Below are 20,048 nucleotides of genomic sequence, written 5' to 3' on the forward strand. Positions count from 1 at the left end.
TTAAATATAAAAGAAATCATTCATCAAAAGTGGATGATTTTTTTATATTTGTCAAAATCAAATCTAGAATTAATGAAAAAAAATACTGCCCTGGTTCTGTTACTATTAGTTACAACATTAACTTTTGCACAAAGAAGAGAAAAAATAAAAGGAACTAAAATCGTTACAACATCAATAAAAGAAGTTGGAAGTTTTGACGGTCTTGAAGTAGATGACAATTTGGAAGTTTATTTAGAACGCGGAGAAAAAAATGAAATCAAAATTGAAGCCGACGATAATCTTCATGATATTGTTGCGATGGATTTAAGAGATAAAACCCTTCGTTTATATACTTCAAAAGAAAGTACAATTTTCAAAAAACTTTCTGTACGTGTTACTTACACGGGGACATTAAATAAAGTAATTGCAAAAAACGAAGCAATTATTTATGCAATTCAGGAACTTAAATTAGATGATATTACCTTTAACAGCGTTGATTATTCAAAACTGTATTTGAATGTAAATGCAAAAAAATTCGGTCTAGTTGCAGATGACAAATCCAGATCTGAAATAAATCTGAAAGCAGAAGAAGCTACTATACAATTAAGCAAAAATGCGGGACTTAAATCTTTGGTTTCTGCAATCAAATTTAAATGTGATTTGTACCAAAAATCAAATGCTGCAATTGAAGGAATTGCTGAAAAAGCAACTATTCGTTTAGACAACAATTCTGTTTTCACCGGAACAAAGTTTACTATGAAAGATGCTAATATTACCGCAGAAAGCTACTCTACCGGAAGTATTTTAGCCGAAACTACTATTTCAATCGCAGTTGGAGACAAAGCTGAGCTTTCTTTATTTGGAAACCCAACTATACAATTGACACGCTTTTCTGAAGAAGCTAAATTGATTAAAAAGCTTAAATAATTTTGTTTCAGGTTTTTCTTGTTTCAGGTTTCAAGTTCAAATTAAGAACATTTATTATAAAAAGAAAATCCCGGTCTAAAATTTAGACCGGGATTTTTTTATTGTCAAAGTTTATACGTTCCAACAACTTGAAACTTGAAACCTGAAACCTGAAACTTTTCAACTTATTCCTTAGAAGCCAAATATCTTTCAGCATCCAAAGCAGCCATACATCCTGTACCTGCAGCAGTAATAGCCTGGCGGTATACATGATCTGCAGCATCACCAGCTACAAAAACACCTGCAACATTTGTATTTGATGTTCCTGGAGTGTTTATGATATATCCTGTTTCATCAAGAGTAATGTAATCTTTAAAAATGTCTGTATTTGGTTTGTGTCCAATTGCTACGAAGAAACCAGTTGCAGGAATTTCGATAACTTCTCCAGTAGTTTTGTTTAATGCTTTAATAGCATGAACTACTTGATTATCTCCAACAACTTCAACAGTATCGTGATTCATTAAGATCTCGATATTCTCAGTTTTACGAACACGTTCTTCCATGATTTTTGAAGCTCTGAATTTCTCACTTCTCACCAACATGGTTACTTTTTTACAAAGTTTAGATAGGTAATGTGCTTCTTCACAAGCAGAATCTCCAGCTCCAACAATTACAACTTCCTGATTTCTATAGAAGAATCCGTCACAAACAGCACAAGCAGAAACTCCTCCACCCATATTCAAATAATGCTGCTCTGATGGTAATCCTAAATATTTTGCTGATGCACCTGTAGAAATAATAACAGTTTCACAGTGTAACTCGATTGAATCATTGATCCAAACTTTATGAATATCTCCAGAGAAATCAACTTTTGTAGCCCAGCCATCACGAATATCAGCACCAAAACGTTTTGCTTGTTCTTGTAACTGAATCATCATTTCTGGTCCGGTAACACCATCAACATAACCTGGGAAATTTTCTACCTCATTAGTTGTAGTTAATTGTCCACCTGGCTGCATTCCTTGATATAATACTGGATTCATGTTAGCTCTGGCTGCATAAATAGCTGCAGTATAACCTGCAGGGCCAGAACCTATAATAAGGCATTTAATTTTTTCGATTGTATCTGACATAATGTGAATAGTTTTTTTGTGATGCAAATGTAAACTTTATTATAAAAAATAAAGGCGAAAATAAATCCGAAATAACTATGTTCAAATAAGTTTTATTTATTTTCATTTTTTCCTTTTGTAAACGAAATTTATTTATATCTTTGCATCCGCTTACGGGCAGTACAACAAATACATCTTCGGGGTGTAGCGTAGCCCGGTTATCGTGTCCCGCTCTAGGCGGGAAGACCACAGTAACGATCAATAAGCAAATGCTACGGGGTGTAGCGTAGCCCGGTTATCGCGCCTGCTTTGGGAGCAGGAGGCCGCAGGTTCGAATCCTGCCACCCCGACTTTTTAGACTTCAAAGTCAGTCAAAACCCCTTAAATCCAATGATTTAAGGGGTTTTTCTTTTTATTCAACTCCAAAATATTCAAGTTATATCAAATAAAATGGGACCTATTCGGCTACCCCTTTTCTTTTTATACCTTGCAGGTTCCAAAAATCATTTTAATACCATCGTTTTCAGTCTGTTGTACTCAAATTTTAACATTTGATGCTTCTCAAAATACGCGTTTATTTGATCAAAAAATCATATGTATTGAGACCCATTTAATGTGCAAATCTTTTGAAACATTAAATTTTTGAGATATGAAAACAGCAGGAATTACATTCGGGGTCCTCTTTTACCTAAAGACCCAAAAAACCACGATCCAAGGTTCGGCTCCTATCTGTGCCCGAGTAACGGTAAATGGAAAACGGACTGAGATTTCAGTCAAGCGTTCTGTTAAGGCAGCCGAATGGGATGAAAGAAAAGGCATGGCTAAGGGAAACCGCAAAGAAATTACTGAACTCAACATTTTTCTTAACCAGTTCAAGGCAAAAATCATAAATACCTATCAGCAGATGCTATTGAATGATGATGCTATAGACGGCCCTGCGATACGCGACCGCGTAATGGGCACGGACAACACAACTCCAACTTTAATGGCACTGATGGAATATCATAATGAACAGCAGATGCATAAACTTGCTCCGGGAACCATGAAGAATTACCATACCACGCAACGGTATGTAAAAACATTCCTAAGGGAGAAACTCTACAGAAATGATATTGCCCTATCGCAGCTTAAGTACAAATTTATTCTGGATTTTGAACGCTACCTTTTTAATTATGTTCCCAAGGACCATCAAAAACCTCTCAATAACAACGGCATCATGAAGCACATTGAAAGGCTTCGCAAAATGATAAATATGGCTGTCAAATTGGATTGGCTGAGTAAAGATCCCTTTACCAGCTTTAAGAAACATTTTGATAAAGTGGAACGGGAGTCATTGAATAGTAAAGAACTTTCAGCATTAGCCAATAAAGAGTTTTCCATCGAACGGCTTATGCATGTGCGAGATATGTTTCTCTATAGCTGCTATACCGGACTTTCGTATATTGAACTAGCCGAACTTACGCCAAACAAAATTGTAATAGGTATAGATGGAGGGCTTTGGATCTCTACAAGCAGGGTAAAAACAGATACAGATGTACGTGTACCACTACTACCAAAGGCTATAGAATTAATGGAGAAATATAGAGATGATCCGAGAGCTATTAATAACGGTACTGTCTTCCCTGTAATTTCAAATCAGCGAATGAATGGATACTTGAAAGAAATCGCTGATTTTTGTGGGATAACCAAGACATTGACATTTCATATAGCTCGGCATACTTTTGCAACAACCATTACACTAAGCAACGGCGTACCTATAGAGAGTGTATCAAAAATGCTTGGTCATACAAGTATTCGTACTACACAAATCTATGCTAAAGTAGTTGAACATAAACTCAGTGAGGATATGCGCAATCTTGAACAGCGGATGTCTGCAAGTGTGTCGTAATATCCAAAAAAGACAATTTGTTATGTGGTTAGAATCACTCATTCACCCACTAAAAATAAAACCCCACTATTTGCTGGGGTTTTATTTTTATAGTTTGAGAGAGAATCATAATTTAAGGACTAGCAGTGTATGCATTTAGATGAGTTGTGCTGTCATCAATTAAATGAGTTTCTAAATTCTATAGGCGATATGCTTGTTTTATTTTTAAATAATTTCGAGAAGCTCTGACTGTGTTCAAATCCCAGTTGAAAAGCTATTTCGGAAACTGTCAATTCAGTAGTCGATAGTTTTTGTTTGGCTTTTTCGATCAGTTTCTCGTGGATATGCTGTTGTGTCGTCAGACCCGTAAGAGATTTTAATAAACTGCTTAAATACATAGGAGATATATTCATGGATTGAGCAACAAATTGAACTGTAGGCAGCCCAGAGGTGTTTTCATTATTAAAATAATCTTCAATGGTTTTTTCGACATTATCTAAAATCTGATGACTACTTACTCTACGGGAAAAAAATTGCCTCTGATAAAAACGCTCGGAATAGTTAAGAAGCGTTTCCAACTGCGAGATAATTATGCTCTGGCTAAACTTATCCACGTTAGCATTGCATTCCTGTTTAATATTTTTCACGATAGCGTTCAGTGTTGCTTCTTCCTTTTCAGAAAGAAACAACGCTTCATTTACAGCATAGTCAAAGAATTCATAATGGCTTATATTTTTTGCCAGTGGAGTATTCCATAAAAAATCAGGATGTATCATAAGGACCCATCCGCTTTCGCTGCTGGCAATTTCTTCAATCTTTTCAATGCCAAAAACCTGATTTGGAGCTATAAAAAACATAACTCCTTCATCGAAGTCGTAATGGCTTTGACCATATTTAAATTTAGCATCAATGCTGCGTTTTATAGAAATATGATAGAAATCAAATACAAAATTCTTGTTGTTTATTTCTTTGGAGCATACAAAAGTCTCAAAATCAAATAAACTGATCAAAGGATGCTCAGGGGAAGGCAGACCCTTCATTTTATGAAACTCAGCAATTGATTTTACCTTATGTACCTGATTTTGACTCATATTACAAATTTACAAATATTAAATCATCCTTCCTCCGGAGATCTCAATTCTTTGTGCGTTTACCCAACCAGCTTCAGCACTACAAAGGAAGGCAACCACGCCACCAATATCCTCAGGCTCGCCCACACGTCCCAGTGCTGTGATTGATGCTATTGCATTTCTTGCGTTCAGATCAGATTTTGTTGAACCTCCTGCAAAATCAGTTGCAATAGCGCCGGGGGCAATACTGTTAGCTGTAATTTGTCTGCAGCCTAATTCCTTTGCCAAATATCTTGTGTAGGTTTCAATTGCACCTTTCATGCTTGCATAAGCAGATACATTAGGAGAAGAAATTCTAGTTAGGCTAGATGATATATTTATAATTCTGCCTCCATCATTTAGCAGGGACAACAATTTCTGTGTTAAGAAATAAACTCCTTTAAAATGAATGTTCATCAGGGTATCAAATACCTCTTCGGTAGTATCTGTTACAGAACCATATAGACCTACACCTGCATTGTTAATCAGATAATCGAAGTTCGGCGCGCCTTCATGTTCCAATAAATGCTCATTGACCTGATCTACGAAACTGTCAAACGCTTTTATGTTGCCAAGGTCCAATGGATATGCAATTGCCTTTTGTCCAAGCGATAATATTTCAGACACAACCTTATCAGCTTCCGTCTTATTACTGTGATAGGTAAAAATAATATTGTTTCCCTTTTTAGCCAGATTGATAACCATATCTCTGCCCAGTCCACGGCTTCCTCCCGTTACTACTGCGATTTTACTTTTAGTTGACATAACTTATTTGCTTAGATTTTACAGAGCAAAGTTCCGCATATCTAACCTTAGCTATGTAGCCAAAATATTGAATGTTGTAGCCATTTTTAATCGCAAGCTAGTTGCTCAATATCCTAAAAGCTATAAGTTTTTTACTGGTTCAAAATAGCATTGCGCTAATCATTTGTTTACACCGATGCAAATGCGTTAACACAAAAATATGGATATTTAGAAGGTGGTCGATATTGACAGCCTTTTGTGTATATGAATAGCAACCGCATTTTTCTGGTAAAAGAGAGCCACAATCAGCCAAAGATGGACGTTATAACTTTTTCAATTCACTCATGAGTTTATTTTGTAAATGGTTTGTAAAAATTGCCAAAATATAAATTAGATAGTGTTCAATATTAAAAGTGAGAATTATGAATGTGGATCTTATTACCAGGGATGACCTTGATAAATTTAAAAAAGAATTGTTAGAAGAAATTCGGAGATATCAGCAATATCCGCGTAAACAAGGTCAGGAAGCTCGTGTATGGCTTAAAAGCTATGAGGTTCGTAAACTTCTAAATATTTCAGCGGGAACCTTACAAAACCTTCGGATAAATGGCACTCTTCCTTATAATAAAATTGGTGGACTTATGTACTATCGCTACGAGGACATTCAAAAATTGATGGATGGTGTGAACAATATTAAATAATCGCACTGCTTAAAGTAAGACAATCATTAAAAAGAAGTTGATTGACTAATATTCATATTTAAAATGTATTTACTGTTTAAATTTGCACTAAACATGTTAAAAGTGATAAAAAAAAACTAATTTGCAATCTAACACAACACTAATCTCAAATTTAAAAGTTTGACACCTAAAGAACTGACTTTAACACAACCTGCCTTAATTAGAAGGATATCGGCTCTTGAAACTCTTCAGGGATCGGTTGTTTCTCCATTGAACCGTGTTGAATTGATGTCTTCAGATGAATATGAAGTCTTTATCCTCGAATGGATATTTGGATATCTAGACAAAAAATATACTAAAACTAGATCATTCGCAGGTGCTGGAGACAAGGGGCGCGATGTAGTGGGCTATTATGGTGATGGCAAAATTGATATCTATCAATGTAAACACTATGACACTAAAATTGCACCAACTACACTTTATCCCGAATTAGGAAAACTTTGCTATTACACCTTTGAAAATCATTATCCAATTCCTCAGTCGTATTATATCGTTGCTCCAAAAGGATGTGGATCAACCATATTAGATATGATTGACAATCCGAGTATGATTAATCAGAAATTAATTGACAATTGGGATGATTACTGTTCAAAAAAAATCACTAAAAAAGCTGACATTCTTTTAGATGATAAACTGCGTAAATACATAATTGATTTTGACTTTTCGATAATTAAAGATTTGGCTCCCCATGAGATTATTGATCAACACAAGGCTACTGAGTACCACATACTGCGTTTTGGTGGCGGAATAAAAAAATATCGGGATTTAATTCCCATTCCCGAAATGGTCATTCAGCCCAGAGAACAAAATTATACAGGATTATTATTTGAAGTATACGCACAGGAGCTTAATACAAGAATTGATAAAGTCGAGGATCTAAAAAGTTTTGATAGATATTTTACGCATTTTAACACCCAACGTAATAGCTTTTATAGCGCAGAGTCATTAGAAAAATTCAGCAGGGAAAATTTTCCTGAAGCACTTCCTTCTCCTTTTGAAGAGTTAATGGATGATGCATATTCAGTTGTTGACACAACATTAGAACTCCACTCTTCCGAGTCTGGTTTTAAAAGATCTCTTCTTGCTGCGCAAGAAATAAAAAGACAAACATTTGCGAGTAATCCTCTCTCAACCGAAATGAGACCTTTAGACAAGGATGGACTTTGCAATCATTTGGCTAATGATAACCGGATTAAATGGATCGTACCATGAAAGAAGAACCAACTATAAAGATTTACAATACACCGATTGAATTAGGGTTAAGGTCGTTAATTATACTTGAAACAAGTAAAAATCAAGTCATGGATTTGGAGAAAATTATGTATTTGGACTATCTCTGTTTAAATACGTCAGATATTGGTGGACCAGAAAGTTTGCATGCTCCGATTCCAAGTCGTGGTGTTCAGGTATTTTCAAAGAAAGAGTTAATACAGAAAGGTTTATCGATTATGATGACAAAGGAATTAATTCAGCTGGTTGTTAAGCCGGAAGGTTTTTTCTATCAAATTACTGAAGCAGGTACACTCTTTTTGGGTTTATTCCAAACAAAATACTTTTTAGATCTTGTTAATAGGAGTACGTGGGTATTGGAAAAGTGGGGCAACTCCAGTACTCATGAAATAAAATCTTTTATAGATGTTAATATTCAAAATTGGGGCGGAGATTTTCTATCCCTTGACGATTCCAATAACTCATGACAGGATTTTATATTAAGGGTCTTTACATTAGAGGAAATAATGTTAAACCAGCTGAAATAAGTTTTACTAAAGGTGCAAATTTGATAACGGGTGCCTCTGATACTGGAAAATCTTATATTTTTTCGGCAATGAACTATGCACTTGGTGTCGGGGAACCACCTAAAGATATTCCACAAAGTGCAGGCTACAATGAAATTTTAATTGAGATTATTACTCATAAGGATAGTAAGACCTTTACGTTTAGACGTGAAATGGGCAAACCATCAATTTATGTTAAAGAATGCGGTTACCAAAATTTTTATACTAAGAGCATAAATTTCACGAAACTTACGTCCACTGGCCCACTAATAAATCCAGAACATATTTCAAGTTTCCTTTTGGGACTGATTGGATTAGATGATAAAAAAATATTGGTAAACAAATCATCGGGAAAAACAACAAATATTAACTTCCGTAACCTGTTAAATTTGACATTTATAGCGGAAGATACAATTATCAAAACCACTTCGCCATATTATATCTCTGAGCAATACAAGGAAAGGGTAATGTCTCAATCGCTTTTACATGTTTTACTTTCCGGCAATGATTTTTCTGAAGTAGTGGAAAAGGAAGACTTGACTATTAGGGAAAATCAATTATTGGGTAAACTCGAATTCTTAAATTTCCAGGTGAGACAGTATGCTGATGAAAAAGCTACGCTAGTTGAAAAAACACAATCTTCACCTTTTATAAATGAAAAGCAGAAATTTTTAGAACTTGATTCTAGCTTGAAAGAGAATGTTGCACTAGCAAAAGAACTTATAAATAGAAAAAATTATGTATTACAGCAGAACCAAAATCTGATAGCCGAACTTTCTTATAAGAAGGAGTTATCGAAGCGTTTTGTCATACTTGAAGCGCAGTACAGAAGTGATTCTGAAAGACTTGATTTTATCCTTGAGACTCACGTCATTTCTGAACAATTGGGAGATGTTGTGTGCCCACTGTGCTCCTCACCACTACATGAAGACCATCTCTATCATATAAAAGAAAAAGAAAATTTTATCGAGGCTGCCACCAACGAACTTGGTAAAATACAATCCAAGCGCGCGGGCTTAAAAGATACTTCCGAAAATTTAATAATTGAAGAGAATGTTTTACAAGCTGAAATAGAAAAGCTGAAAAATGAGTTAATTGATCTAGAACAGGAACTAGATAGAAATTTCTCTACAAAAATCTCAGATCTGAAAAACGAACTAAACAATTATCTGGAAATAGAAAACTTCTCTCGGGAAATCGTATTTATCGATAATCAAATTGACAAACTTTTCAAAGAAAAGGATCGTTTGGAAACCCTTTTAAATGCAAAAAAACCAGTGGAAGAAGAAATCAACTTGGTTCCCTATTCACTTATAACCGATTTATGTTGGTTTATTGAACAACGGCTACAGAATTGGAATTATGAAAATGCTGTGAAGGTAAACTTTGATTCACATTACAACATATTCGACATTATAATTTCTGGTAAAAATAGAAGAAGCTATGGAAAAGGTAAGAGATCAATATCTTATGCAGCGTGCCTGATTGGATTACTTGATTACTGCCAAACTAACGACAGGAATTTTTCCAATTTATTAGTATTAGATTCTCCTTTAACAACTTACGAAGAAAAACAAAAAATAAATGTTGCTACTGAAAGTATACAGACAGAGATTCTAAAATCCTTTTTTATTGACCTTGTCAAAATTCCAGCGAACTCTCAGGTAATTATATTCGACAACAAAATGCCAGATGAGGAAACCTATAATTCCCTTAGTAGCAAACTAAATATGATTGTTTTTACTGGGCAAAAGGGAAGTGGACGCGAGGGCTTTTTTCCACAATAATTCTGCTAGCTATATTAACCAACAAAATTATTGCGATTTTAATTACTACGCGGTAGATGTCGCTTTGATTGAGAGGTTGAAGAAAGCAAGCACTATAGTTCATCTACCAACGCGCTTAAACTACCGCTAATTATTCAACACAACAAAAAATACATTGTTAAAATGAGTTCTCTGGAAGATTACCCATTTTTAACCATCTTATGCCTTGGAAGATTAATTTCATGCTCCTGCGGATATGGTTGCCTATGGGTCATACTGACATCTTCTTTAATTTGCTCATGTACTTTAAACTGCCTCTCATCAGCATTGGAATAGCGAGGATCAGATATAAACGGCATTTTCGCCATTTTAGTTATTGTAATCGTTGGAAAATGATAGTCAACCTCGACAGTACCCAAAAGCAGATAACAGCCCCCACCTTGAAAGGGATATTCCTTTAAGCTACCTGTAAAGTGCGCTGTATCGAATAATTCGCCTTCCGCATCTATCCATGTTCCGAAGTACATGGCTCCTAATTTTGTTGGAACATGCTTACGGGATATCAGATAGGCTAACATGCGAACTTGTTTCTTATGGTGCTTTAATAAATCCTTAGCCAATACATCACCCCTGAATTTTGTCTGTAACAAATCAAATGGTGAACATGAAACAGGAAAACTAAGCAGTTCAATTTCATCAAAGGCATCTTCAAATTCTGAGCGCTCGAGTTTTGGAAGGCTGTATTCTTTGATAGGTTCTTGTATCAGCATAAGATTTCTGTTCTCCGGTTTAAAATTGACCAATATCAAACGAGCAATTACAAGTAGTTGATTTTTGGTTTTTCCCGTGAATCGAAATGCGCCGATAAAAATCAAGATTTGAATGCTTTCAATCCCAATTTGAATCCTATTAATGAAATCTTCCAATCCAAGGTAATCTCCATGTAACTCACGTTCGGAAACTATTTGCTGAGCTACTTTAGTTTCAAGTCCTTCAAGATGCATCAGCCCGAGATAAATATCACTACCATATAAGGTGGTCTCATATTCACTTTTGTTTACACAAGGATTGTGGATGGTAGCACCAGACATTCTTGCTTCATGTATATATACTTCAGTCCTGTAAAAACCTCCTTGATTATTGATAACAGCAACCATGAACTCAATAGGATAATGCACCTTAAGATATAAACTTTGATAACTTTCAACCGCATAAGATGCTGAGTGAGCTTTGCAAAAAGAATATCCGGCAAATGATTCGATCTGACGGTAAATTTCCTGGCTAAGCTCGACGGGATGTCCTTGTTCTTGACAGCATTCAAAGAAATGATCCTTGACTTTTTGAAGAGCAGCTTTTGACCTGCCTTTACCACTCATAGCTCTTCTTAATATATCCCCATCGGCAGCATGAAGCCCGCCGTAGTGCAACGCGATTTTTATAACATCTTCCTGATATACCATTATGCCGTAGGTTTCTCCAAGCTGCTCTTTAAATACTTGATGGAAGTACTCAAACTTGTCAGGGTTATTATGGCGAAAAATATATTCTTTCATCATTCCGCTTTGAGCAACGCCAGGACGAATAATGGACGATGCAGCAACAAGGATTTTGTAGTTGTTACATTTTAGTCTTCTGAGAAGCCCGCGCATTGCGGGACTTTCTATATAAAAACAGCCGATAGTTTTGCCACGACCTAAATACTGATTGCACAAAACCTCATCTTTAGAAAGTGAAGTATCCCTAATATCGACATTGATGCCACGGTTTTTCAGTATCAACTTTACACTATCGTCAATGTGGCCTATTCCGCGCTGGCTCAATATATCAAACTTTTCAAAACCGATGTCTTCAGCCGTATGCATATCGAACAAAACAATTGGAAATCCTTTTGGCGGCATTTCAAGCACTGTAAAATTTGTAATAGGTTCTTCAGAAATGAGTATACCACATGAATGCATACTTCTCTGATTCGGGTATTTTTCAAGCATCATTCCATATTCCTGAACCATCCTTACTACCTTATTGCTATCATGAAGCTCAATCGGATTTTTAGCTAGGGCATCAAGTTCCTCTTTTGGGAGTCCAAATACTTTTCCAACTTCCCTGAATATTGACCGATATTTAAATTCAACATTAGTACCGCAAAAAGCCACGTGATCGGCTCCATAACGTTTAAAGATATATTCCAGTATTATATCGCGCTCTTTCCAAGACCAGTCAATATCAAAATCGGGGGGGCTCTTGCGGTTTACATTTAGGAACCGTTCAAAATATAAATCAAGTTCAATAGGACAGATATCGGTAATGCCCAGACAATAGGCAATTATGCTGTTAGCACCACTGCCACGCCCTATGTGTAAAAAGCCCATACTGGTACTATAGCGGATTATATCCCATGTTATGAGGAAATAACCGCTGAATTCCAATTCTTCAATAACTTTTAGTTCTTTTTCAACACGTTGCTTTGCAATGATGTTATCAGGACCATATTTTTTGACCATACCCTCCTGGGCGAGTGTTCTCAAACGTTGCATATCCTCCTCACGGCTGTTAGTAAAATATTTTTTATTACGTGGTATTCCAAATTCGTATTCGAAATTACACTGGTCAATTATCTTTTGAGTGTTTTGAATGATAGAGGGATAATCCGCATATTTTTCCAATAATTCTGAAAGCGGCAACATAGTCTCCAAGTTACTACAGTAATCATTTAGTGATAATCTGGAACCTAATATATTGAGATCTATGGCGCGTAATATTTTATGTAGATTATATTCTTTCTTATTTCTAAAAGTAACAGAATGCAAGAGCACTAGTTTATCAAGCCTATTTTTCCACTTATCTTGGAACAACAGCATGAGTTCATCACTCTTTATCCCAATGTACTCATGTTCTTTTAAGACTGAGGGCGCATCAATAAGTGTATATATAATTATAACATTTTCAAAAACAGGAGCCATTGCCGGTAAAGGCAAATCATTAAAATTACGCTGTGTTAAGAACCGATTCATTTCGCCTAATCCCTCACGGTTTACGGCAAGGCCTATATATCGCAATGTATTGTTGCAACGAAATTCAATACCTACTAAAGGTTTTATATCTGCGGCTTGGCATAATTTGATAAAATCGTAAATTCCAGTTACTGTATTAATATCTGTCAGCGCCATTGCTTTTACATAGCAATTCGATGCCTGTTGGACTAGTTCTTCAACAGGGATTGTGCCATAGCGAAGGCTATGGAAAGAATGACAGTTAAGATACATAGCTTACTTTTTTCTCTTTAATATTTCAGCCTTATTATTAGGCTTTAAGATAGCACCACCCCCACGCATAACAGCATCGAAACCATAACGGGTCTTCATTCTGTCCATAGCCTGATAGAGGGAAAGCATTTCCTCGGTGTCATCAAACATATTTATTTGATATGTACCCCTTACCAGACCACTAAATCGTATGCCGATCAGGCGAAGACGCATTCTGCGCTGGTACAATCTATCAAACAGATTCATTACACACTTAATCAGTATATGGTCAGCAGAAGTATATGGAACCTTACATTGTTTGGTTTCAGTATCAAAATTTGAATATCGTATCTTAATGGTTACTGTTGAGGTAAGCCATTCTTCAGAGCGAAGCTGAAAAGCCAGCTTTTCTACCATACCCTGAAGTATGCTTTTTAACATATTGATATCAATTGTATCCTGCAAAAAAGTATCCTCGGTAGAAATTGATTTGCGCTCTGTGTAAGGTTCTACAGGATTGTTGTCTATTCCATTTGCTTTTTTCCATAATTCGATTCCGTTTTTGCCTATCATCTGCTGTAATACTTCCGCAGGCATTTCAGAAAGTGTTTGGATATTTCTAACGCCAATACGTGATAGCAACTGGAAAGTAGCATCTCCTACCATTGGTATTTTTCTTATGGATAGCGGATTTAGGAAAGGTTTTACCATCTCTTCTGATATTTCAAGATTGCCTTTAGGCTTTCCTTCACCGGTAGCTATTTTAGATACGGTCTTATTGACAGACAAGGCAAAACTTATGGGCAGACCTGTTTCCTTTGTAACAGATTGTGCAAGTTCGTTGGTCCATGTGTATGAGCCGTAAAACTTATCCATACCCGTTATATCAAGATAGAATTCATCGATGCTGGCTTTCTCCATAACCGGCGATTTTTCTTCAATCACTTCGGTTACGGCATGGGATAATCTGGAATATAGCTCCATATCACCCTTCATCACTTTTGCCTGGGGACATAGTCGAAGAGCCATTTTTATAGGCATTGCAGAGCGCACCCCGAAAGTTCGCGCTTCATAAGAACATGAGGCCACAACACCTCTTTCCCCCCCGCCAATAATAAGCGGGATACCATTCAATCGTGAATCGGTCAGCCTCTCGCAGGACACAAAAAATGTATCCAAATCCATATGTACAATTGCCCTTCCCATAATTTTCATTTTTGTACCATACAAAATTAGCACAGGTTGTAACAAATAAATTATATTTGTTGATACAATTTGTAACAAAAACTATATGTCTTTATTTTCCGACAACATCAGAAGCCTACGGCTAAAAAAGAAAATTTCTCAGGAAAAAGTCGCTACAAGCCTTCTAATAACGCGTGGAAGGTATGCGAAGTATGAAGACGGGACTTCTGAAGCTCCCTATGAAATATTGAAAAGAATATCAAAATATTACCACGTCAGCATTGACATCCTGCTGTGCATTGACGTAAGGAAAGTCAAAATTGATGATTTGGTCAAGCTTGAGGATAACAGGGTTCTATTACCAGTTATAGTGAATAATGAAGGTGAAAGTTTTATAGAAATTGTTACGCAAAAAGCTAAGGCAGGCTATATGAATGGATATTCAGATCCGGAATATATCGAAAACCTACCGCGTATTTCACTGCCGTTTTTAGGTCCTGGTCTTCATAGGGGGTTTACAGTTGATGGGGATTCTATGCCTCCACATGATGATGATGATGTTATTGTCGCCAAATATATTGAGAAACTTAGTGAGGTAGTAGATGGGAGGACTTATATTATAATAACTAAAAATGATGGTATCGTTTATAAAAGATTAAATAAAAACAAAAAAAATGTATTGGTACTCGAATCTGACGAATCTTTTTATAATCCTTATGAAGTCAGGGCATCAGAAATTGAACAAATATGGGAATTCAAATGTAATCTAGGCAAAAAAGACAAGAAGAAGATTACCATTACTCCCAGCAGTATTGAAGAAATGTTTATGGAATTAAAGAATGACATTCGAAGACTGGAACGAAAGAGATAAATGGGATAGTCTGAATTATGAAGCTGGCTTATGCCAGCTTTTTTGTTTGTAATTCTCTCATACAATGCAAAATGGATCGTTTTTTGCAAATTTTGGATCGTTTTTGTTAACAATCCTTCTCTTTTATTGTTTTAATTTCGCTTTGTGGCTGAAGATCAAAACTTTAGTCGAACATAAATTGGAAATTAATAATTCCGTATCAGAAAGCCGCTTTTTACTTTATTAAAACTGATGAGATGAAAATACCTAAATCCATAAGAAATATTATCATTGAGATTATTTGTCTTCTTTGTATTTTGTTATTCGTCTATGCATCTGTCAGTAAAATTGTGGATTTTGAAAATTTTAGTGTACAGCTTGGACAGTCACCCATGTTAAGTGCTTTTGCTGGATGGGTTGCAATATTGGTTCCGCTGAGCGAACTTATCATAGCAATAATGTTAGCGATACCCCGTAGCCGATTCGTGGGATTAGTTCTGGCTTTTTCATTAATGGCAATGTTCACAGCCTATATCTATATTATACTGAATTACGGATCATATGTTCCATGTTCCTGTGGCGGTGTACTGGAAAAGCTTAGTTGGCAGGAACATCTGCTTTTTAATCTTTTCTTTGTTCTTCTATTATTTCTGGCGATAATTTTAGATTTGACATCAAAAGAAGATAAGTTTTTCAAAAGACCTTTACAAGCAGCATTTAGAATACTCATACTATTTGTGTTTAATATTATAACAATGGCCCTGCTTTACGTATGGTCGGAAGATATTATCCACCACCGCAATAATTTTGTCCGGCGTTATTCTGCATTTTCTGAACCTGAGAGGAAAAAGCTTGATCTTAAATCCTCCTCTTTTTATTTTGCCGGTGCCGACGGATCAACCATCTATCTTGGTAATACACTGGCACCACGAATGGTGCTTGCCATTAATACGAGCTTTAATAAAGTAGACCGTATTCTAATTGAGCTTGATCATATGGATTTGCCTTTCAGGGCAGTTCATATTCGGGTTGCACCTCCATTTTTTTATCTTACCGACGGTACTGTGCCTTGCGTATTTCGTGGTAATCTGAAAGATTGGAAGGCAAAGCTAATTGATAAACAGGAAGTACCTTTTACTCATGCTGAGCCTATTGATTCCCTTCATATGGTGATACGCGCAATCCATCCCACACAAATGCAGAACTCCCTTGCGTTATTGGATTTTAACAGCTCAGCAAATCCTATATGGAAGCCCGGCCTAATTATATCCCAACATGATGGTATTTTTGACAGTGATGGTCTATTATTCAGAAATGGATACACTTCCGATTTTCACTACATCTATTTTTATCGCAATGAATTTTTCAGATTGGATAGCAGCCTAATAATGAGAGGAAGGGCACATACTATTGATACCGTTTATCAGGCTAATTTGAAGGTTGCTTATTTAAAAGGTCGTCACGAGAGAAAATTATCGGCACCACCTCTTATTGTCAACAGAACCGCAGCGGCATATGACAATTTATTATTTGTGAACTCCCAGCTAATCGGGCGATATGAAGATGCACAGATGTGGAGGCAGGCCAGCATCATAGATGTCTATAATATAAACAATAATTCATACGATTCCAGTTTTTACATCTACCATGTGGAAAACAAACCCATGCGCAGTTTTATGGTTCAGGGAAATACTTTATATGCCCTTAGCGGAAATTGGATATCGAAAGTGCCTCTTAATAAAGATCTTACCAATAAATATAAATCAAAGTCCGTCAACTTAAACTAAAAGCAATTAGTTTTAAATATACCTGGCCGGGGTATCAGGGATTTAGCCGAAAACCTGAAAAAGAGTAGGCTGCAAACCATAATTTTTTAAATCATGAAAACAAGATTATTGAAATTCATTTTGCCTGTCGTAGTGATGGGATTTGCCGCAGCAGCGGCGATGAATGCACCGCAAAATTCGGTAAAAAATGCACTTGTTAATGAGGTGGGGTATATACGCCACAGCAATCTTACCGATTGTGAACCATCCGACGAGTGCTCTCCTACAGGAAGCCAGATGTGTACGGTGGGAGATGTTCCAGGAGCTACACGCTTATGGAAAAAGAATCAGAACAACCAATGTATTGTGCAGCTTTTCCGCCCACAATAGCAAAAAAGCAATGCAGCCCCAGGGCTGCATTGTTATTAAAAATTGGGTTCCATCCAGTCTTCCTTTTCAAGTCCTTTGAGATGATGTCCAAAGAATACTTCAATTTTATGGGTCAGATCCATAATTGCCTTTCGATCTTCAAAAGCATGGTCTTCTTGTGGATAAACTAGAAGAATGCTTGGTTTTCCCAATCGTCTAAGGGCAAAGTAAAATTCACGGCTTTGATTATGACGAATCTGTTTATCCTTCCCTCCAGTATAAATTAAGATAGGCGTTTTTACACCTGCTGCCTGATAAACAGGAGAATTTTCGATATACCCCTGAATGTTTTCATGGAAAGGTTTTCCCATTCTCATTTGGAAAGTTTCAAACCGGAAATATTCTGGAATATTGTAGTTCTCTGCCAAGGAAAAATAGCTGCTTGCAAAATCCGTAATCCCAGCTCCAGCGGCAATAGCCTTGAACATAGTGCTTTTGGTAGCAATAAAACTCGCTTCAAATCCGCCAAAAGAATAGCCGATAAGACCTAACTGCGCAGCATCAATTCCAGCTTCATCTGTAATAGCAGCTGCCACACCAGTCTGAGTGCAATTCAGTGCAGAATCGCCTGGGCTGCCGAGTTGGTACACAATATCTGGCAGAAAAACGAAATAGCCTTTGTTGATTAAATTTGTGACATTAAAACCTTCACCATCGTAAAGGCTTGGCCTTATAAAATAATGTAAGCGCTGGGATTGTTTTTCATATACGTGAACGATCATCGGGTATTTTTTTCCTTTTCTAAAATCTGCCGGATAATATAATATCCCTCCTAGTAAATGATTTTTCCATTGATAAGAAATTCGCTTTGACTCTCCCCAGTAAAATTCTGCGATTGACTTTTGATTTTGCGTTACATCTACAAGTGGTTTTTTTCCTGTCCGGCAACGAATTGCTGTGGGACTGTCATAACGTTCCGAATACCAGCTAATGGTCTTCCCGGCTTGCGCCAGATTGTAGTTACGTGACTGGTCAAAGACTATAGTTTCCAGCACACCATTTTTCTTTAAGAGATAATACCCTGTCTTGCTATAGTCCGGGGCCCTGGCCTCAAGGACAATATCTTTTGTCATATCTACGCTGGAGCTACCCCAGCCATCGATAATAGGCTTTAAAGGACTAACGCCCTGTTGCTGGGGTATCCTGAAAATAATATTATGCTCCCTTCCACTAGTTAGCCGCTTGGTGTATGTACCGTCAGCCGATACCAGCCAAATATCAAAAGCATCACACAGAAGTATTGATTTAGCATCCTTTGTCCAGAGTACAGTTGCATTAGGTGCTGCCTTAGAGCTTGATGTATCTGAGCCAGCCTGAAAATTATTCGACAACTTTGCATGAATACCCTTCGAAAAATTATAATTATACCAATTACCTTCGGTAAAGTAGGTGAGGTATTTACCATCAGGAGATATTTGCCATGACAAGGAGCTGTTTTGCTGATTCTTTAGAAGAATCTTTTTTTCTCCTGCTCCTACATTCAATAAGTAGAGGTCAATATTAGAAACCCATTCAAATTGAGGTTCATAGTGATCCGTGTTCCATATCAATGCATATTGCCCACCAGGCACAAGTGCGGCTTGAGGATAATCCGTAGTAGTGAGTTGCTGAATTTTGCCTGTCTTGGGATTCCAAAGTAAAGTTTTAGGGGCATATTTCCAATTATGGGTTTCTAGAGCTTTAGGGTATATTACCTTATCCAAAGTATTCCATACTTCCACTATTGGGGTTTCAATTGATTCTAATGCAGCATCACGTATTGTAGCAAGTACTTCGCCTCGTGAAGTCAGGCTTAGATTTCCGTCAAAATCGATTTTCATCCCGTTTGAAAAATGGCTGTTATTTAATTGCCTTAACTCATTACGGTTAATGTCAAAATAAAATACTGTCGTGTCGCGCTCGGTTTTACAATAAAAAGATACAGATTTATTGTCTTCAGACCATATAGGTTTCGAAATAGTTAGATCTTGATATTCGCCTAAACTGATTTCACTTTCAGAAATTTTTTCCTTTGAGTTTAATAATGATAGATGCAACCAGCTCTTTTTATTCGTGTGCGTTATATAAAGAAGAGCCTGTCTTGAAGAGGAAACTGAAAATTGCTTAATGTCTTTGATCTCTTTTAGTTTACTGCCCTCGTTATTCCATACTGATATACCTTTAAATTCTGGATTAGCAGCCACAAGATATGATTCCCAAACAACTGTTTTGCCGGTTTGTCCAATATTGTGATGCTTCCCGGAAGTTAGCTCAATAAGATAGCCGTTTTTTCCTGTGTTCTGAAAGTAAAAAATTTCATTTCCAAGAAAATTGCCTTGTAGGGCTGCAGCAAATTTGTAACAGTTCCTGCCACTGCTTGCCGCAACAAAAAGAGTATCTTGCCCTGCATCGTAATGCACAGACCAACTCAACCATTTTCCATCATGCGAAATCGGGCCGGGTTTTATCATTCCCCACTTGTTGTAATCCTGTTCTGTAAGCTGTCTTTTAAGAGACTGCCCCTGTGCGGGACAGACTGCATAAATTAAGAAAAGTAAAAAGAACAGTATAACGCTATTTTGATTAAAAGATTTCATAA

General features: G+C 36.6%; 15 protein-coding genes and 1 tRNA gene. 10 read left to right on the top strand and 6 right to left on the bottom strand.

What is annotated here, in order from left to right:
* Nucleotides 1-72: 72 nt before the first annotated feature.
* Nucleotides 73-906 carry a GIN domain-containing protein gene (locus GQ47_RS14540; RefSeq protein ID WP_035649831.1) on the top strand — a complete coding sequence of 278 codons (834 nt, stop codon included), beginning with the start codon at nt 73-75 and terminating at the stop codon, nt 904-906.
* Nucleotides 907-1,070: 164 nt separating this feature from the next.
* Here GQ47_RS14540 and trxB read toward each other — a convergent pair whose 3' ends face one another.
* Nucleotides 1,071-2,018 carry a thioredoxin-disulfide reductase gene (gene trxB, locus GQ47_RS14545; RefSeq protein ID WP_035649832.1) on the bottom strand — a complete coding sequence of 316 codons (948 nt, stop codon included), beginning with the start codon at nt 2,016-2,018 and terminating at the stop codon, nt 1,071-1,073.
* Between the two features lie 254 nt (nt 2,019-2,272).
* On the opposite strand from trxB, the gene GQ47_RS14555 reads away from it, so the two are divergent.
* Nucleotides 2,273-2,347: transfer RNA gene (locus GQ47_RS14555), tRNA-Pro, on the top strand.
* Between the two features lie 299 nt (nt 2,348-2,646).
* A complete protein-coding gene (locus tag GQ47_RS14560) occupies nt 2,647-3,885 on the top strand; it encodes a site-specific integrase (RefSeq protein WP_035649837.1) in 1,239 nt (412 codons plus the stop codon).
* Nucleotides 3,886-4,040: 155 nt separating this feature from the next.
* Here GQ47_RS14560 and GQ47_RS14565 read toward each other — a convergent pair whose 3' ends face one another.
* On the bottom strand, nt 4,041-4,955 hold the full coding sequence (locus tag GQ47_RS14565; protein WP_035649839.1) for a helix-turn-helix domain-containing protein: 915 nt from the start codon (nt 4,953-4,955) through the stop codon (nt 4,041-4,043).
* Nucleotides 4,956-4,973: 18 nt separating this feature from the next.
* Nucleotides 4,974-5,738 (bottom strand): SDR family oxidoreductase, encoded by a 765-nt coding sequence (locus tag GQ47_RS14570; protein WP_035649841.1) that lies wholly within the window; start codon nt 5,736-5,738, stop codon nt 4,974-4,976.
* 401 nt (nt 5,739-6,139) lie between these two features.
* Here GQ47_RS14570 and GQ47_RS14575 point away from each other — a divergent pair, with 401 nt between their 5' ends.
* The 4 genes from GQ47_RS14575 to GQ47_RS14590 all read left to right on the top strand — a co-directional run bounded on the left by GQ47_RS14575 (nt 6,140) and on the right by GQ47_RS14590 (nt 10,019).
* Nucleotides 6,140-6,418 carry a helix-turn-helix domain-containing protein gene (locus tag GQ47_RS14575; protein WP_035649843.1) on the top strand — a complete coding sequence of 93 codons (279 nt, stop codon included), beginning with the start codon at nt 6,140-6,142 and terminating at the stop codon, nt 6,416-6,418.
* Nucleotides 6,419-6,577: 159 nt separating this feature from the next.
* Nucleotides 6,578-7,669, top strand: coding sequence for an ABC-three component system protein (locus GQ47_RS14580; protein WP_035649846.1), 1,092 nt, complete (start codon nt 6,578-6,580; stop codon nt 7,667-7,669).
* Entirely contained in the window at nt 7,666-8,154 is a 489-nt protein-coding gene (locus GQ47_RS14585) for an ABC-three component system middle component 2 (RefSeq protein WP_152561035.1), read from the top strand. The genes GQ47_RS14580 and GQ47_RS14585 overlap by 4 nt, the downstream gene beginning before the upstream one ends.
* Nucleotides 8,151-10,019 (top strand): SMC family protein, encoded by a 1,869-nt coding sequence (locus tag GQ47_RS14590; protein ID WP_035649850.1) that lies wholly within the window; start codon nt 8,151-8,153, stop codon nt 10,017-10,019. Before GQ47_RS14585 ends, GQ47_RS14590 begins: the two co-directional genes overlap by 4 nt.
* A gap of 179 nt (nt 10,020-10,198) precedes the next feature.
* Here GQ47_RS14590 and GQ47_RS14595 read toward each other — a convergent pair whose 3' ends face one another.
* Nucleotides 10,199-13,261 (bottom strand): DNA polymerase III subunit alpha, encoded by a 3,063-nt coding sequence (locus tag GQ47_RS14595; RefSeq protein WP_035649851.1) that lies wholly within the window; start codon nt 13,259-13,261, stop codon nt 10,199-10,201.
* 3 nt (nt 13,262-13,264) lie between these two features.
* Nucleotides 13,265-14,446, bottom strand: a complete 1,182-nt coding sequence (dinB, locus tag GQ47_RS14600; RefSeq protein ID WP_152561045.1) for a DNA polymerase IV — start codon at nt 14,444-14,446, stop codon at nt 13,265-13,267.
* 85 nt (nt 14,447-14,531) lie between these two features.
* Between dinB and GQ47_RS14605 the strand changes: the two genes are divergently transcribed.
* The 3 genes from GQ47_RS14605 (at nt 14,532) to GQ47_RS14615 (ending at nt 17,431) form a co-directional block, all read left to right on the top strand.
* Entirely contained in the window at nt 14,532-15,296 is a 765-nt protein-coding gene (locus GQ47_RS14605; RefSeq protein ID WP_035649853.1) for an XRE family transcriptional regulator, read from the top strand.
* Between the two features lie 236 nt (nt 15,297-15,532).
* Complete coding sequence (locus tag GQ47_RS14610) at nt 15,533-17,062, top strand: MauE/DoxX family redox-associated membrane protein (protein ID WP_035649855.1); 1,530 nt, start codon at nt 15,533-15,535, stop codon at nt 17,060-17,062.
* Between the two features lie 93 nt (nt 17,063-17,155).
* Nucleotides 17,156-17,431, top strand: a complete 276-nt coding sequence (locus tag GQ47_RS14615; RefSeq protein WP_026726920.1) for a DUF6520 family protein — start codon at nt 17,156-17,158, stop codon at nt 17,429-17,431.
* Between the two features lie 35 nt (nt 17,432-17,466).
* Here the strand turns inward: GQ47_RS14615 and GQ47_RS14620 are convergent, their stop codons facing one another.
* Complete coding sequence (locus tag GQ47_RS14620; RefSeq protein WP_035649858.1) at nt 17,467-20,046, bottom strand: S9 family peptidase; 2,580 nt, start codon at nt 20,044-20,046, stop codon at nt 17,467-17,469.
* Nucleotides 20,047-20,048 lie beyond the last annotated feature (2 nt).

Source organism: Flavobacterium sp. ASV13 (assembly GCF_000745775.1).
GTDB lineage: Bacteria > Bacteroidota > Bacteroidia > Flavobacteriales > Flavobacteriaceae > Flavobacterium.

What these genes read in the sequence shown, in the direction of transcription:
- GQ47_RS14595 (WP_035649851.1), bottom strand. Translation starts at nt 13,261, where the DNA reads ATGTATCTTAACTGTCATTCTTTCCATAGCCTTCGCTATGGCACAATC.
- dinB (WP_152561045.1), bottom strand. Translation starts at nt 14,446, where the DNA reads ATGGGAAGGGCAATTGTACATATGGATTTGGATACATTTTTTGTGTCC.
- GQ47_RS14575 (WP_035649843.1), top strand. Translation starts at nt 6,140, where the DNA reads ATGAATGTGGATCTTATTACCAGGGATGACCTTGATAAATTTAAAAAA.
- GQ47_RS14540 (WP_035649831.1), top strand. Translation starts at nt 73, where the DNA reads ATGAAAAAAAATACTGCCCTGGTTCTGTTACTATTAGTTACAACATTA.
- GQ47_RS14560 (WP_035649837.1), top strand. Translation starts at nt 2,647, where the DNA reads ATGAAAACAGCAGGAATTACATTCGGGGTCCTCTTTTACCTAAAGACC.
- GQ47_RS14565 (WP_035649839.1), bottom strand. Translation starts at nt 4,955, where the DNA reads ATGAGTCAAAATCAGGTACATAAGGTAAAATCAATTGCTGAGTTTCAT.
- GQ47_RS14605 (WP_035649853.1), top strand. Translation starts at nt 14,532, where the DNA reads ATGTCTTTATTTTCCGACAACATCAGAAGCCTACGGCTAAAAAAGAAA.
- GQ47_RS14610 (WP_035649855.1), top strand. Translation starts at nt 15,533, where the DNA reads ATGAAAATACCTAAATCCATAAGAAATATTATCATTGAGATTATTTGT.
- GQ47_RS14615 (WP_026726920.1), top strand. Translation starts at nt 17,156, where the DNA reads ATGAAAACAAGATTATTGAAATTCATTTTGCCTGTCGTAGTGATGGGA.
- GQ47_RS14570 (WP_035649841.1), bottom strand. Translation starts at nt 5,738, where the DNA reads ATGTCAACTAAAAGTAAAATCGCAGTAGTAACGGGAGGAAGCCGTGGA.
- trxB (WP_035649832.1), bottom strand. Translation starts at nt 2,018, where the DNA reads ATGTCAGATACAATCGAAAAAATTAAATGCCTTATTATAGGTTCTGGC.
- GQ47_RS14585 (WP_152561035.1), top strand. Translation starts at nt 7,666, where the DNA reads ATGAAAGAAGAACCAACTATAAAGATTTACAATACACCGATTGAATTA.
- GQ47_RS14590 (WP_035649850.1), top strand. Translation starts at nt 8,151, where the DNA reads ATGACAGGATTTTATATTAAGGGTCTTTACATTAGAGGAAATAATGTT.
- GQ47_RS14620 (WP_035649858.1), bottom strand. Translation starts at nt 20,046, where the DNA reads ATGAAATCTTTTAATCAAAATAGCGTTATACTGTTCTTTTTACTTTTC.